Below are 16,675 nucleotides of genomic sequence, written 5' to 3'. Positions count from 1 at the left end.
AGGCAATGAAGAAAAATATAGTTAAATATCTATATGGTATAGCTGTAACACTCGTTGTGGGTGTTAGTGCTTGTACAGACTATCTGGACAAGGCACCGGAATCAGTTATTGCCCCGGAAGATGCGTTCAAGAACTTCCGTAATTTTCAGGGGTTTGTTGAACGTATGTACCATCTGAACCCTGATCTTGCCAAGCATTATTGGGTTAGTTCATTTAACTGGGGAGAAGATGAAGTCATTACAATTGGTAATGGTGAATATCTGATGGGTCACAGTATTGATAGAGGTAACTATCGTAACCATATCGGTAAGGGAGATTGCTTCCTTGACAGAAACTGGAGTGCTGGAGGTGACCGCTTTGCAAAATCTATTTGGGGAGGTGGATGGCATGGTATCAGAACTGCAAATCTTGGTCTTAAAGCTATTGAAGATGGTTTGTTAATTGACGCCACTCAGGAGCAGAGAGATTTTATTGAAGGCCAACTTTACTTCCTAAGAGGATGGTTCTATTTCCAAATCACTCAGTATTGGGGAGGAATGCCTTATGTTGAAACAGTTCTTCCAAGTGATCAGCCATTACGTTTGCCTCGTGAGTCATACAGGGAGAACGCTTTAAAGATGGCCGCTGATTTCCAGAAAGCTGCTGAGCTATTGCCAGTAAACTGGGACAATACAAGTACCGGTAGTGTTACTTATGGTAATAACGAGCTGCGTGCCAATAAAATCTGGGCTATGGCTATGATGGGAAAAACATATCTCTATGCAGCTAGTCCATTGATGGCAGGTAAAACTACAAATGCTCTGCAGGATGGATCATATGATGTAGAGTTAGCGAAACTTGCTGCAGATGCTTTGGGTGAAGTTCTTGCTTTGGTTGAAAGTGGTCAGACACAATATGAGCTCGCAACTTTTGACAAGTATTCAAACTTATTTTATACAAATGATCAGGGATGGAGAATGCCTGGTGAAAAAGAGGCGATTATCAGAAGCCCAACCTATGGTGCTGATTCATACTGGAGACAGATGAACTCATATCAATATCAGAAGATTTCTGAAGGTGACGGTATCGTTCTAGCTCCTGCTGCCAACTATGTAAACTATTTTGGTATGGCTAGCGGACTCCCGTTGGATCACCCTGATACTGATTTTGATCCTGAGTACCCATGGAAGAATAGAGACCCTAGATTTTACAAGAACTTTGTATATGATGGTGTAAAGGTTATTACAAATGCAACTGACTCATTGAGTAAAGAGCACCAATATGCTCACTTATATACAAATGGTAACTATATTGATCCACAAATCGGAAGTAGGACAGGCTATTTGAACTATAAGTTTATTCCTCTTACTGCAAACAAGTTTGATTCAGGCATTGGCTATAGCCATGGTAGTCACTTGCATTTGTCATGGATGCGTCTTGCTGATGTTTACTTAATGTATGCCGAAGCTGCTGCTCAGGGATATGGTGGAGCAAATGGAAAATCTCCTAAGTTTTCAAAAACAGCCGTTGAGGCAATAAATACAATTAGAGCACGTGCTGGTGTTGGTGAAGTACATAGTTCACTAACCGGATCTTTAAGCACTTTTATGAAAGAGCTGATTCGTGAGCGTGCTGTAGAGCTTTCATTTGAAGGACATCGTTTTAATGACCTTCGCCGTTGGCGCTTGTTAACAGTTTATCCTTATAATATTAAGACCAGACAGCTGTTTGACAGGGCTGAGCCGCTTAACAAAGATGTTGATCCAAGGGAAAACAGAGTCGTAGGTTGGGATGAAGAAATTATTATAACTCGCAATTTGATTGAGAGACATTACTGGCTTCCCATCAAGACATCTGACGTTAGCATGTACGAAGGGTTTGGACAAAACCCGGGTTGGTAAAATCTTGAGAATATAAAATAGACTAAAAATGAAACATATATTTAATGGTCTTGCAATATGTATCGGGCTATCTTTTAATATTCTTCAGCTATCTGCGCAGGTTAATGAAATAGATTCTGAAGAATTGAATAGCGATGCAGTTGGAAAAAAAGTCGAGGTTGCATTTCGGACGATAGATGAGAAAGACCTTATGGGAGGTATTTCTGTTATCGATGTTGACGAAATGACTAAGAAGGCTTATACATTAACCAGTTTTGCTTTTGTTGAAAACCTTGTAGGAGGTATTAACGGCAATATCTGGGGAATGAATGATATGTTGGTTGTAGTTGATGGTATGGTTCGTGACGCCAACAATGTACTTCCTACTGAAATTGATCAGATTACCATTTTAAAGGGTGTATCAGCTGTAGCTCTATATGGTAGTAAGGCTGCCAAGGGTGTAGTGATGATTACAACCAAGCGTGGTACTGTCAGTGATCCAACAATTAGTGTTCGTGTTAATACTGGTGTTCACGTACCCAAGTCTTTTCCTAAATACCTGGGAGCATCTGAGTATATGACACTGTACAACGAAGCAATGGTAAATGATGGTAAGGATCCTATGTATTCTCAGGAAGATATTTACTTTACTTCTCAGAGAACTAATATCTATCGTTATCCTGACTTGAATATGTACTCTTCTGAATTCCTGAAGGACATGTATAATCGTTCAGAAGGTATTGCTGAAATAACAGGTGGTAATGAAAGAGTTCAGTACTATACATCTGCAGGATATTTTCGCGAAGGAACATTACTTGATGTAGGTAATGCTGCTGATGACAATGTAAACAGGTTCTTTGCCCGTGGTAATATTGATATGAAGTTGCATGAGAACATTAAGGTGAAGACCGACGCCAATGTAACTTTCTATAATTCAAAAGCTGCCAGAACCAGTTGGTGGAGTAATGCTGCCTCTCTTCGTCCGAATAGGGTAGCTCCATTGATTCCACTTTCCATGCTTGATGAAAATGACCGTCCGTCATGGGATGCAGTAAATGCAAGTGGTAATATCATTGATGGTAAGTATTTCCTCGGTGGTACTCAGCAGCAAACAACTAACCCTATTGCTGCTGCTTATGCTGCAGGTGAAGCTACCTATGTTAGCCGTCAGTTCCAGTTTAATACCGGATTTGACTTTAACCTACGTTCAATTCTGGACGGTTTATTCTTTAGGGCTAATTATGGCATCGACTACGCTACTATTTATGAGCAGGCATATGAAAATACCTATGCTGTATATGCTCCTTCATGGAATAATTATGGTGGAGTGGACAGAATAAGTAGTTTGGCTATTTATGGAGTTGACAGAAAGGCTGATACTGAGCGTATTAATTATCAAACATATCGTTATACTTATAACTTTAACGGTCAGTTTGACTATAGCAAGACTTTAAACGATCAGCACAATATCTTTGCGATGGTAGTTGCGAATGCATGGCAAAGGACATTTGACGGTGAATATCACAGACTGTCAAATGCAAACCTTGGAATGCAATTAGCATACAACCTTTCACACAAGTACTATGTTGACTTTAGCGCAGCGCTACCTTATTCAGCTAAATTTCCAAAGGACAACAGACTTGGATTTTCTCCGACTGTTACATTGGGATGGCGTCCTGTTAATGAGGCATTCTTAAGCAATTCGGCATTTGATGATTTGATGCTGACAGTGTCAGGTGGTATTATCAGCCATGATATGGATATTGCAGCAGATGGAAATGAGATGGGTTATTATCTGTACAAGCAAGTTGTTCAAAGAGGAGGATGGTATAGCTGGGGTGACCTTGGAGGTGAAGCTGCAACAGAGTTTCAGCGTGGAGAAAACCCGGATCTGACTTATATAAAACGTAAGGAGTTGAATGTCGGTCTGCGTGGTTCACTCTGGGAGAAAGCTCTGAGCTTTGACTTCAACTATTTTGTTGGTAAGATGGATGGAAATATCACATTACCACATTCTAAGTATCCCAACTACTTTACACAGGTTGGATATCCTACTTCATCAATTCTTCCATATCTGAATTATAATATTGATGATCGTTCAGGATTTGACTTCAGTGTATATGTGAATAAGAGTGTTGGTGAACTTGATATGACACTTGGAGTAAGTGGAATGCACTCAGTGGTTGAGGCTGCCAGAAGAGATGAAAACATAGCATATGATTATCAAACCGCTGTTGGTCGTCATGTTAATGGTTTGTGGGGATTGGAAGCTATAGGTTTCTTCAATAGTCAACAAGAAATCGAAGAAGCCCCTACTCAGGTCTTTGGTGGTGTAATTCGTCCCGGTGATATCCGCTATAAGGACCAAAATGGTGATGGTATTATCGACGACAATGACCAGGTTTATCTTGGCCGTTGGGATACTCCAACACGTTTAGGAATTAACTTTACTGCAAAATATCGCAATTTCACATTCTTTGCTATGGCTGACGGATTCTTTGGTGGCAAAGGATTTAAGAATGGTTCTTACTACTGGATATACGGTGATTCAAAATATAGTGAAGTAGTACGTGGACGTTGGACCGAAGCGACAAAAGATGTTGCAACATATCCAAGACTAACAACTGAAACTGGTGCAAACAACTTCCGTAATTCGGATTTCTGGTTATATAAAACTGATAGGGTTAACCTATCTCAGGTTCAGTTGAGCTATCAGATCCCCGAAACAGTTTTCCAAGGAACATTTGTTAATGGTCTAAGTGTGTACGTGAGTGCATACAACCTTTTGACTATCTCAAAGGAACGTGAGCATCTTGAAAGAAATGTCGGAAGTACACCTCAGACTCGTTTCTACAATATTGGTCTAAAGGGTAGCTTTTAACGGTGTATTCAGTATAAAACGTATATAGTTATGAAGAAAATAATAAAATCATCTATAATTACGCTGTTTGCTTTGTCACTTGTTTTCTCTACCGGGTGCGAGGATTTATTTGAGCCGGCTATTGAAAACCACAAAGTAGGCGAAGACCTGAAGGAGATGCCTTCCTGGGCATTGGGACTACTAGGTCATGCGTATATCAGTAATCCTCTTGGATCATGGTCATTTAATGACGTGGCTACTGATGACGCCGTATCAAACCTGCCGAGCAACAATTATCGACTGATGAGCACAGGTGCCTGGAGTGCAACATATAATCCAATGGACAGATGGCAGTATCTTCGTGCTTCATGGCAATATCTGAATCAGTTTTTGGCTATTGTTGATGATGTACATTGGGCAGATGATCCTCTAGCATCTCAATTGTTCAAAGAGCGCTTTAAAGGAGATGCTTATGGTATGCGTGCACTTTATATGTACCACTTATTGCTGCACCATGCAGGCCCATCTGCAGCAGACGGTAAATTATTAGGTATTCCAATTGTAACTGAACCAGAAGATCTATATAACACTGAGTTCAATGTTCCAAGGGATTCTTTTGAGGATTGCATAAAGAGACTTTTTGCTGATGTTGATTCAGCAATCCTTTATTTGCCAGAAGACTTTGGTAATGTTGAGAAGGATGTTGACGTTCCTGCAAAGTATAGAGATCGTGGAATCAAAGCCGACGTATACACAAGAATATTTGGAGACAACGTCAAGAACAGGATGAGTGCTAAAATTGCAAGAGCAATTCGTGCTCAGGCTGCCTTACTAGCTGCTAGTCCTGCATATTCTGAAGGTTCAGGTATTGATTGGGAAGATGCTGCTAATTATATGGCTGAGGCTTTAATTACTGGTTTAGGCTCAAATCCTGTTGGAAATATTGACCCCAGTGGAGGTGAATGGTATAAGGATAATAATGCCATCAACAATCTTAAGGCTGGTCAGAATCCCAAGGAAATCCTTTGGAGAAGTAATAAGGAGCAGAATGCAAATCTGGAGCGTGACAACTATCCTCCAACATTATTTGGTAGTGGTAGAATCAATCCTACGCAAAACCTGGTTGATGCATTCCCAACTATTAATGGTTACCCTATTAACCATGCCAGTTCCAATTACGATCCCAACAATCCATATGCAAATAGGGATCCTCGTTTAAGCAGGTATATCATTTATAATGGAAGTACAGCAGGTACGAATAATACAATTATCAACACCAGCGCTGATTCTCCTGATAATAATGGTATTAATAAGATTGAGACTTCTACCAGAACAGGGTATTATCTGAGGAAGCTTATGAATCCTGTTGTTAATGCCAATCCAAGTTCAACCAATAATGGATGGAAGTACAAACCGTTCATTCGTTACACTGAACTATTCTTAGGTTATGCAGAAGCTGCAAATGAAGCATGGGGCCCAACATCAGATCCAAATGGACATGGTTTTACTGCTTATGATGTAGTTAAGGCTATTCGTGTAAGGGCTGGTATTACCGGAGGTGATGTATATCTTGAATCCATTAAGGATGACAAAGATGCTATGCGTGAATTGATTCGTAATGAGCGTCGTTTAGAGCTTTGTTTTGAAGGAGTCCGTTTCTGGGATTTGCGTCGTTGGAAGGTGCCAATGGAAAAACTGACTGAAACTGCAAAGGGTGTTAGGATTTCCGGTACTACCTATGAAGTAATCGATGTTGAACGTCGCGCATACAAGGAACATATGTATTACGGACCCATTCCCTTTGGTGAGGTTAACAAATTCAGTGAACTGGTTCAAAATAGAGGATGGTAGCCATGAATAAAATAAGACTGAAAATGAAAAGGATATTATTTATAGCATTTATTACGGCGTTAGTAAGCAGTGTGTTTACTTCCTGCGAGAATGGAGATTGGGATTTCCCCGATTTCGATTATACTACCGTATATTTTGCCTATCAGAGTCCTGTACGTACAGTTGTTCTGGGCGAGGATGTTTATGACACCAGCCTTGACAATGAACATAAGGTTCAGATAATGGCTACTATGGGTGGTGTATATGCTAACAAGAAGAATGTTGAGATTGGTATTGCTGTTGACAATTCATTAGTTGATGGATTGATATTTAAAAAGAAAGCAGCAACTGATCCGGATGTACCTGTATTGGCTATGCCTAGTAACTATTATACGCTTTTGAGTGACAAGATTGTTATTAAAAAGGGATCAGTTATAGGTGGAGTTACTGTTCAGCTAACAGATGCATTCTTCGCTGATCCGAAGGCATTGACAACAAATTATGTTATACCAGTTGTTATGACAAGTGTTGTAAATGCTGACTCAATTCTATCAGGTAAGGCATTGATTCCTAATGCTAGTCGGACTAACCCTGAACACTGGGATGTAGTTCCAAAGGATTACATCATGTATGCAGTGAAGTACATCAATCAGTATGATGCAAACTATCTGCGCAGGGGCAAAGATGTTATTACTCCTGCTGGAGGACAACCTGTTACCTTGACAAGACAGGCTGACTATGTTGAAAGAGACGAAGTTGTTGACAAAATCACTACCAGAAGCCTCAATAGTATCGCATGGGAATTTACCGGTCGTGATCACAATGACGAAGCTCGTTCATGTACCCTAATATTGACATTTAATGCTCAGGGTGAGTGTACTGTCACATCAGAAACTCCAGGTATTACCGCAACAGGTACGGGTCGTTATGTTGAAAAAGGTGAAAAGAACAGCTGGGGTCGTCAGGATAGGGATGCTCTTTATCTTGATTACACCATCGAGTTTGCTGATGTAACCTTTGAGATTGAAGATACGCTTGTGGTTCGTGACAGGGGTGTTAAATCCGAATGGTTTGACACACAAATTATAGAATAAGCTTAAATCCTGAAAAATGAAACATACATTTAAGATTTTAGGAGCATTCATCTTCTTATCGATGTTTGCAGCTTCATGTGCGGATGATGATATCGAGAACATAGCTGTTGATAAGCCAGGTTCTGTTGCAGAGCTGGAGTATCTTAACGATTATGATGCATTGAAATCATACGTAGATAGAAGCTCAAATCCAATTTTTAAATTGGGTGCTGGAGTTACTGCTAGTGATTATATCCAAAAAGGAAGCAACTATAGGTTGATTAATGAGAACTTTGATATGATTACTGCCGGTAATGCTATGAAATATGCTTCTGTGGTTGGAGATAACGGTGCCATGAACTTTGGTACTGTTATGCAATTTGTTAGTGCGGCTAAAGAGGCGGGTATTGAGATTTATGGTCATACTCTACTATGGCATGCGCAACAAAACACGAAGTATCTTAATTCACTAATAGCTGACAGAGAGATTCCTGTGGATCCTGATGCAAAACTGGATGTACTGGATAAGCAAACAGACTTTTCTACTATGACTGAATTCCCATTTTATGTAATGGGTTATAAACCTGATATTATTGACGGAGTGCTTGTTAGTAATCATCCCGGTGAATGGTATCAGTATTTCGTAGTAGATGGTATCTCTACTGTTCCAGGCAGGGAATATAAAGTCACAGCCCTGATGAAATCATCTAAAGAGGGAACATTCAATGTGCAGATGGGTAACTGGGGAGCTACTACCGAGATACCTATAATGGTTAGTACTGAATGGGAAGAGCAATCAGTTACATTCAATACCATTACAACTGAATCTTCGTTTGTTGTCTTTCAACCTGGTGGTTTTGATGGTGAGCTTCAAATAAAGTGGGTTAAAGTTAGTCACTCAGAAGCTCCCTCGGTAGTTTACTACGTCAACCAGATTGAGAACAGTGAAATGCTGGTTGGCGGTTCAATGGATAACTTCATTGTTCGCGAGAAGGGTAAAGGTGATGTTCCCGGTGCTATTCTCGAAGGTGAGGGTCCTGATGGAACGAATGCGATTAAGATCACTTCCATTGCAGATCCTGCAAATTCTTGGGACACGCAGTTCTTTATTTACACACCCGACAAGACATGGGAAGCAGGTGAAAAGTATAGAATTTCTTTCTGGTACAAAGCTTCTGCTGCAGCCGCTTCTGAGACACAATGTCATGGAGAACCGGGCGGTTACATGCATTATGCCATGCTTCCTCAGAATCCTCAATTCACCACTGAGTGGCAGTATTATGAAGCTATTAGTTCCATTCCTGCTGAAGGTAACGGTATGAAGACAATAGCCTTCAACCTGAACGTTAATAAAACTGAGGTAACATACTACTTTGCAAACATTGTTTGGGAAAAAGAAGAAAAGGGCAACACTATGCCACTTACTCCGGAAGAAAAGGCTGATACTCTATCATGGGCTCTTGAAAACTGGATCTCAGGTATGATGACAGCTACTGATGGTTATGTTAAGCATTGGGATGTTGTAAACGAACCGGTTTCTGGTACTGATACAGATGGTGATGGATTCTATGACCTGTGGGCAGCTAAGAATGTATCTGCTGATGATGCCAAGAATAACTTCTATTGGGGTGATTATTTGGGCGATGACTATGTACGTCTGGCCGTTAAGCTTGCACGTCAGTATGGTCCTGCTGATATGAAGCTTTTTGTCAATGACTACAATCTGGAGTCAGACTGGGATGACAATCATAAGCTTAAGAGTCTGATCCACTGGATTGAAAGATGGGAATCAGACGGGGAGACTGTTATCGATGGTATCGGTACACAAATGCACATCTCTTACTACATGGATCAAGCAATTCAGGCAAGCAAGGAAGCTCATATCGTTAAGATGTTTGAGCTAATGGCTGAAACTGGAAAGCTTGTTAGAATTACTGAACTTGACATGGGTATCGTAGATGCTACAGGTACAACACTCAAATCTGGTGAACTTACAGAGCAACATCACAGACTAATGAGTGATTACTATAATTTTATTCTCACTAAGTATTTTGAGATTATCCCAGCTTCTCAACGTGCAGGTATTACATTGTGGTGTCCAATTGACAGTCCTGCCAACTCTTCATGGAGAGGTGGCGAGCCGACTGGTCTCTGGTCACAAAATACCAAGCGTAAGCACACATATGCAGGTTTTGCTGACGGGCTGGCCGGAAAGTAATTAAGTATTTGCTTTCCGAAAGGGGCAAGGGATACCAGTGCCTTGCCCCTTTTTTTTGCTAAACAAAAAGATGTAGCTTTGTATGCTTTACGTATTTAGTAGAGGAATTTTCTTTAATTATTAACTAAAAATCTTATGAGTAGTATCGGTAACATGGTTAAAAGTTCCGGAGTTGTCCTTCTTGGGGCTGCTCTAGCGTTCAGTACCACCGGATGCAATTCAGGACAGGTTGAGAGCTACGACGGCGGGCAAAAGCCGGTGTCGGAACGCTTCGTTCATACAATGCCGGGTAACCCTTACCTGCCATTGTGGGAACACCTTCCCGACGGTGAACCAAGGGTTTTCGAAGACCCTGACAATCCAGGCAAATTCAGGGCCTATATTATTGGATCTCACGATTTGAGATATACCAGCTATTGTGGTCCAGATATCAGAATGTGGTCAGCCCCCGTGGAAGATCTTACCCAGTGGAGGGATGAAGGCCCAATATTTACCTATGAGCATGATGGTAAGTGGGATGTTATGTACGCCCCTGACCTGGTAGAGGTAATACGCAAAGATGGAACAAAAGAATATTATCTGTATCCACACAGTCGTGGTCCCAACAGGGAACCTATGGTTGCGAAGGGAAGCCGTCCTGATGGGCCTTTTACTCCTATCAACCTGACTGAAGATGGAAGCAGAACTGTTGATGGCAGTATTCTTGGGTTTGACCCTGCTATCTTCGTAGAATATGTTACTGATCCAGATGATCCTGATTATGAAATTGGTTTCAGGGCATATGGCTACTGGGGTTTTCAAAGATCATTGGCTGCTCAGCTTGATCAAAACACCATGTATTCACTTCGTCCAGGTACAGAGATTATTGGTCGCTTCCTGCCTGCAAGTACCAGGTATGGTGAAATCAGGGATCCGGAAGGTACTGAATATCCAAGCCTGTTCCCAGGTCAGGATCCAAGGGGCTTCAACTTCTTTGAAGCATCTTCTATCCGTCAGGTAGGTAATAAGTTTGTTACCGTTTTCAGTGGTTATTCAGGTCCTGACTATGGAATGCCAAGCAGCAACTCTACACTGAGATATGCATATGCTGATTCTCCGCTAGGTCCATGGAAGGCTGGTGGTGTATTGGTTGATTCACGTGGTATCGTTGTAAATGAAGATGGAAGTGGTCTGCAAATTACCAACGGTGGACACAATACTCACGGTAGTCTTCAACAAATCAACGACCAGTGGTATGTATTTTATCACAGACCACCACGTAACTTCGGTTTTGCCCGTCAAGCTGTTGTGGCTCCTGTAAAGGTTGAGTGGGATGAAGCATCTGTTGCTGAAGGCGGAAAGGTTGTTATTACTGGCTATGATCCATATTCAGAAGACAACACATGGGTAGCTAAGGATAACAATGGTAATGTATATACTGGTGCAGAAGTTACTTCTGAAGGTTTCCATATCTTCGGTCTGGATCCTTACAGATATTATTCTGCAGGTTATGCCGCATATCTTTCTGATGTAAGTATTCAAGGTGATTCATGGGATATTTGGGATAACCATATGCCTATTGAAAAGGTAAGGAATGGACACATCATTGGTTACAAATACTTCGGTTTCGGAGGTCTTGATCAGGATACAAAGGGTCTTAAGGCCTTTGAAGGAACCAAAGAAGGTAATGAAACAGCTTTCAATCTCTTCCTTGCGCCACGCACTGACAAGTCATTCAAGATCAATATCTGGCTTGATGGCCCATGGGCCAATGAAACATGGAAAGGTACCAAGATCGGCGAGATTGTAGTTCCTGAAAATGCTGCACAGGAAGTAACCAGGTTTACTGTTGATGTTGCACAGTTTGTTGACAACCTCGACAAGAAACATGCAATCTTCCTGGTTGCTGAGGCTGATACCGAAGAAGAGCTTTGTGAGATCGCTGGACTTGGCTTCAGCTCTAAATTCAAGGCTATCGAAAGACCTGTTGTTCCACAAGTCAGCATAGCTGTCAACGGCACTGAAATTGAATTGCCCAAGACTCCTGTAAGGTCAACTGATTTCAATGGACTGACACATTACGGTCTGTATGAAGCCAAGGCTACAGTTGATGGCACTAAGAAGCCAAAGGTAACTGCTTCATGCGATAATAAGGATGTTAAGATAAAGGTCACTCAGGCAGAGTCTGTTGAAGGTACTGCTGAAGTGGTATTTGATTATAACGGCGTTGTAAAAACTTACCAGGTCGTTTTCGAGAAGAACTAAAATCCTTCAACTTGATTGATCAATGTCACTCAGGGCCTTAAGGCCCTGAGTACATTGATCTTATTTTTTTATAGATTTTAAGGAAAAACCCCTATCTTGTGAGGTAGTCTGCCGGGATAAGAATTCTTATGCCTTCCCGGTTTGACCCATTTATCTACAATAATTTAACATTCTGATTTTGTAAACTTTTCCTTATGATTGCAAAACTTAAATTCCTATTGATTGGCGGCTTATTCCTCTTTGGCTGCCGTTCTAATACTCCAGAGCCTGAACTGCACGTTTACCTCTGTTTCGGTCAATCAAATATGCAAGGCGCAACTCCTGCTGAAGCTCAGGATTCTGTAGTTGATGCGCGCTTCCAGGTAATGAGTACTATGGATTGTCCAGACCTGGGAAGGGAAATGGGTAAGTGGTACACTGCTACCCCGCCAATTAGTGACTGTAGGTCAGGTCTTTCACCTGCCGATTATTTCGGACGTACTATGGTAGAAAACCTTCCTGAACACATCAAGGTAGGTGTAATCAATGTATCTGTGGGAGGATGCAGAATTGAGCTTTTTGACAAGGAAAACTATGAATCTTACGTAGAAACTGCCCCTGTTTGGATGCTAAACTGGATCAATAACTACGGTGGCAATCCTTATGGCAGACTTGTCGAGCTCGCCAAGCAAGCTCAGGCTGATGGTGGTGTTATCAAGGGTATCCTGATGCATCAGGGAGAGTCCAATCCTAATGACTCACTATGGACTAAGAAAGTAAGTGATATTTACAATAATCTGTTGGCAGATCTTAACCTGAAGGCTGAAGAAACTCCGTTGATTGCTGGCGAACTGCTTAGTGCTGAGTTTGGTGGCAGATGCGCTCCATTCAATGAGTTTATTGCTACACTTCCTGAGGCAATTCCTAACGCCCATGTCGTGTCTTCAGAAGGATGCCCCGGTATGCCTGATGGTCTGCACTTCTCTGCTGAAGGGTATAGAATGCTTGGTAAGAGATATGCTGAAATGATGCTTTCACTTATGAACTCTAAATAATACAGAATATGAAAAGTTCCTTACTTAATCTCATGAAAGTGATGCTGTCTGGTGTGCTCGTGATTTCTGTAATGGCAGCCTGTGCATCCAAAACTCAAAAGAGCAATGAGCCAGTTGAACCTGTAATGCCAGCCAATTACAAGGTTGTTGAAGACGGTGGAACCGGATTATACAGCGCTATTATGTATACCGATAGCACTCTTCCATCAAATACTATATTCAGGCCCGCTGATTTAACTCCTTTTGGCAATGAGGAGAAGCTTCCTATTATTGCCTGGGGTAATGGTGCTTGTGCAAATTCGCCATGGGAACACCTTAACTTCCTTTCTGAAGTAGCTTCTCACGGATTTATCGTGATTGCAAACGGACCAATGCCTGAAACAGATGATCAGCCCACTTATGATAGGTCTACTTCCCAGCAGCTGCTTGATGCTATTGACTGGATTATAGCACAAAACAGTGATGAAAATAGTCCTTTCTACAACAAGGTTGATGTTGAAAAAATTGCTGTAAGCGGTATGTCCTGCGGTGGTCTTCAAACTCTTGAAGTTGCTGCTGATCCAAGATTGACAACTATCGGTGTTTTCAATAGTGGTATTCTTCCTTCTCCAAATGCCGGAATGGGTGGAATGCCGGGGCTTACTAAGGATCAACTTGAGAAAATTCATACTCCTGTACTGTACTTGCTCGGTGGTGAAAGCGATATCGCATACAACAATGGTATGGATGACTTCGAAAGAATCAACCATGTTCCAGTTTTTGTTGCCAACATGGACGTAGGTCATGGTGGTACTTACCGTCAGCCTCATGGTGGTGAATTTGCAGTTGTTGCTACTGCATGGTACAAGTGGCAGCTTAAGGGGGATGAGGAAGCCGGAAGCCTATTTACCGGAAGTCCTTGTGGCCTGGAAAGCTCGGAAGTATGGACTATCAACAAGAAGAATCTTTAAGATCAGTTTCCTTTTAAAGGAGAGCATAATTTTAGAATATATAAACGTTATTGGTGATGAGAAGAGAATTGAGATGTATACTTCTGGGACTTATGATACTGATTCCTGCAAGCGGATTGTTTGCAAGAGCATTACATAAGCAGGGACTGCAGTACATCACAAAAGAGAAGTCAGGAGCCTCCTTTGAGATTGCTGCAGGAGGAAAGGCTGCTCCTATTTACGTGGATCCTGCCGATCAGCCGGGTGTCTTAAGGGCTGTAACCTCTCTTGCAGGTGATATTGCGAATGTAAGCGGTGCCAGGCCAAAAGTTGTTCAAAAGGTAAAGGCCCCTAAGGGTGCTATATTAGTAGGAACACTAGGTTCAAGCAAACTTATTGATCAGCTTGTTGATGCTGGCAAACTGGATGTTTCAGCGATCAATGGTAAGTGGGAAGCATATATTATCCAGACCGTTGACGGTAATCTGGTAATTGCCGGTAGTGACCGTAGAGGCACTATCTATGGAGTTTATGATGTTTCTGAAAATATTGGGGTTTCACCATGGTATTGGTGGGCTGATGTCCCTGTTAGTAAAAGTCCTTCGCTGTTTGTCAGCGAAGGACGTTATCTTCAGGACTCTCCAAAGGTTCAGTACAGAGGGATCTTTCTTAACGACGAAGCTCCCTGTCTTACCGGATGGGTAAAAAACTATTACGGTACTGATTTCGGTGGACGTGACTTTTATGAAAGAGTATTTGAATTGATCCTTCGCCTTAAGGGCAACTACCTGTGGCCTGCTATGTGGGGCTGGGCTTTCTATGCTGATGACCCGATGAACAGTAATTTGGCTCATGAAATGGGTGTGGTAATCGGAACATCTCACCATGAACCGATGGCCCGCAACCATCAGGAGTGGGTACGCAACAGGGACGGGAATGGCGTATGGAACTATAAGACCAATCAGGAAAGAATCGATGAATTCTTCCGTGAGGGTATTGAGCGTGTAAAAGGCAAGGATGATATCATCACTATTGGTATGCGTGGTGACGGTGACGAAGCCATGTCAGACGAGACTGATGTTCAATTGCTGGAACGCATTGTAAGGAATCAGAGGGCAATTATCGAAGATGTTACAGGACGCCCAGCAAGTGAGACTCCTCAATTATGGGCCTTGTATAAGGAGGTGCTGGACTACTACGATAATGGTATGCGTGTGCCGGATGATGTAATTATTCTGCTATGTGATGACAACTGGGGTAATGTGCGTCGTCTGCCCAATGCTGAGGAGCGCAAGCATCCCGGTGGTTGGGGTTTGTACTATCACGTTGACTATGTAGGAGCTCCACGTAATACAAAGTGGCTTAATGTTACTCCTGTGCAAAATATGTGGGAACAGCTTCAACTGACATACGATTACGGGGTAGATAAGTTGTGGGTGCTCAATGTTGGTGACCTTAAACCTATGGAGTATCCTATCACACTGTTCCTCGACATGGCATGGGATCCGAAAAGCTATACAGTTGACAACCTGCTTGACCATGTGTACAACTTCTGCGCTCAGCAGTTTGGTGCAGATCAGGCTCAGGAAGCAGCCCGTATCCTTAACCTGTACAGCAAGTATGCAGGAAGGGTAACTCCAGAAATGCTCGACAGACGTACATACAACCTGGAAACAGGTGAGTGGAAGCAAGTTGTGGATGAGTTTATCAAACTGGAGGCTGAGGCTCTGCGTCAGTATCTGACTCTCAAGCCGGAATACAGGGATGCTTACAAGCAGATTATTCTTTATCCGGTTCAGGCTCTGGCCAACCTGTATGAGATGTACTATTCACAAGCTATGAACCATAAGCTGTATGCAGAAAACAATCCTGCAGCCAACTTCTGGGCCGACAATGTTGAGCGTACTTTCAAGAGGGATGCCGAACTGGGATACGACTACAACAAGGTTATGTCGGGTGGTAAGTGGGATGGTATGATGACCCAGAAGAAGATTGGTTATACTACCTGGAATGATAATTTCCCAGCTGACAAGTTACCTGAGATTTACCGAATATCCGAGCCTGAAAAGGCCGTGGGTAGCTATGTGTTTGAACCTTCCAACGGCTATGTAGCCATTGAGGCCGAACACTATTTCAAGGCTGTTAACGCTCCGGAAACCGAGTGGACTTGCATTCCATATATGGGACGCACGCTTAGTGGTATGGCACTGATGCCTTATACAAAAAACACTGATGGAGCTGCACTTTCCTATAAGATGAAGTTGCCCGAAGGTGTCACAAAGGTTACTGTTCGTGTGGTAGTTAAATCTACATTGGCTTTCAGGAACCTTGACGGACACAGGTACAACGTAGCACTTGACGGAGGAGAAGCTGTAACAGTCAATTTTAACTCAGACCTTAACGAAAAACCCGAGAACATCTATTCTGTTTTTTATCCTACGGTAGCAAGCCGTGTGGTTGAAAAAAAGGTAGAACTTGACGTTCCAGCTTCTGAAGACGGAACACATATCCTTACTCTTTCTCCCCTTGACCCGGGTATTGTATTCGAGAAAATCGTTGTAGATTTTGGAGGATATAAGCCATCCTATCTGTTTATGAACGAGTCTCCTTCAAAAAGGGAGTTGTAAT

General features: G+C 42.1%; 9 protein-coding genes. All 9 read left to right on the top strand.

Annotation, left to right across the window (positions count from 1 at the left end; translation table 11 throughout):
* Positions 1-5: 5 nt before the first annotated feature.
* Positions 6-1,880: a RagB/SusD family nutrient uptake outer membrane protein gene (locus tag M9189_RS10085; protein ID WP_250722902.1), complete on the top strand. Its 1,875-nt coding sequence runs from the start codon at positions 6-8 to the stop codon at positions 1,878-1,880.
* Positions 1,881-1,908: 28 nt separating this feature from the next.
* A complete protein-coding gene (locus tag M9189_RS10080; protein ID WP_250722900.1) occupies positions 1,909-4,740 on the top strand; it encodes a SusC/RagA family TonB-linked outer membrane protein in 2,832 nt (943 codons plus the stop codon).
* A 30-nt stretch (positions 4,741-4,770) separates the two neighbouring features.
* On the top strand, positions 4,771-6,570 hold the full coding sequence (locus M9189_RS10075) for a RagB/SusD family nutrient uptake outer membrane protein (protein WP_250722898.1): 1,800 nt from the start codon (positions 4,771-4,773) through the stop codon (positions 6,568-6,570).
* Positions 6,571-6,593: 23 nt separating this feature from the next.
* A complete protein-coding gene (locus tag M9189_RS10070; RefSeq protein WP_250722896.1) occupies positions 6,594-7,643 on the top strand; it encodes a DUF5627 domain-containing protein in 1,050 nt (349 codons plus the stop codon).
* 16 nt (positions 7,644-7,659) lie between these two features.
* Entirely contained in the window at positions 7,660-9,840 is a 2,181-nt protein-coding gene (locus tag M9189_RS10065; protein ID WP_250722894.1) for an endo-1,4-beta-xylanase, read from the top strand.
* 135 nt (positions 9,841-9,975) lie between these two features.
* Entirely contained in the window at positions 9,976-12,084 is a 2,109-nt protein-coding gene (locus M9189_RS10060; RefSeq protein ID WP_250722892.1) for a glycoside hydrolase family protein, read from the top strand.
* A 194-nt stretch (positions 12,085-12,278) separates the two neighbouring features.
* Positions 12,279-13,118 carry a sialate O-acetylesterase gene (locus M9189_RS10055; RefSeq protein WP_250722890.1) on the top strand — a complete coding sequence of 280 codons (840 nt, stop codon included), beginning with the start codon at positions 12,279-12,281 and terminating at the stop codon, positions 13,116-13,118.
* An 8-nt stretch (positions 13,119-13,126) separates the two neighbouring features.
* Complete coding sequence (locus tag M9189_RS10050; RefSeq protein ID WP_250722888.1) at positions 13,127-14,068, top strand: poly(ethylene terephthalate) hydrolase family protein; 942 nt, start codon at positions 13,127-13,129, stop codon at positions 14,066-14,068.
* A gap of 56 nt (positions 14,069-14,124) precedes the next feature.
* The gene (locus M9189_RS10045) at positions 14,125-16,674 is read left to right on the top strand and encodes a glycosyl hydrolase 115 family protein (RefSeq protein WP_250722886.1); all 2,550 of its coding nucleotides are present in this window, start codon (positions 14,125-14,127) and stop codon (positions 16,672-16,674) included.
* Position 16,675 lies beyond the last annotated feature (1 nt).

Source organism: Xiashengella succiniciproducens (genome assembly GCF_023674465.1).
Taxonomy (GTDB): Bacteria; Bacteroidota; Bacteroidia; order Bacteroidales; family Marinilabiliaceae; genus Geofilum; species Geofilum succiniciproducens.
The sequence above is the reverse complement of the archived record's forward strand: the minus strand, read 5'-3'. Positions and strand labels throughout refer to the sequence as shown.

Excerpts from the sequence above, each read along its gene's own strand:
- M9189_RS10085 (WP_250722902.1), top strand. The coding sequence starts at position 6 with ATGAAGAAAAATATAGTTAAATATCTATATGGTATAGCTGTAACACTC.
- M9189_RS10080 (WP_250722900.1), top strand. The coding sequence starts at position 1,909 with ATGAAACATATATTTAATGGTCTTGCAATATGTATCGGGCTATCTTTT.
- M9189_RS10075 (WP_250722898.1), top strand. The coding sequence starts at position 4,771 with ATGAAGAAAATAATAAAATCATCTATAATTACGCTGTTTGCTTTGTCA.
- M9189_RS10070 (WP_250722896.1), top strand. The coding sequence starts at position 6,594 with ATGAAAAGGATATTATTTATAGCATTTATTACGGCGTTAGTAAGCAGT.
- M9189_RS10065 (WP_250722894.1), top strand. The coding sequence starts at position 7,660 with ATGAAACATACATTTAAGATTTTAGGAGCATTCATCTTCTTATCGATG.
- M9189_RS10060 (WP_250722892.1), top strand. The coding sequence starts at position 9,976 with ATGAGTAGTATCGGTAACATGGTTAAAAGTTCCGGAGTTGTCCTTCTT.
- M9189_RS10055 (WP_250722890.1), top strand. The coding sequence starts at position 12,279 with ATGATTGCAAAACTTAAATTCCTATTGATTGGCGGCTTATTCCTCTTT.
- M9189_RS10050 (WP_250722888.1), top strand. The coding sequence starts at position 13,127 with ATGAAAAGTTCCTTACTTAATCTCATGAAAGTGATGCTGTCTGGTGTG.
- M9189_RS10045 (WP_250722886.1), top strand. The coding sequence starts at position 14,125 with ATGAGAAGAGAATTGAGATGTATACTTCTGGGACTTATGATACTGATT.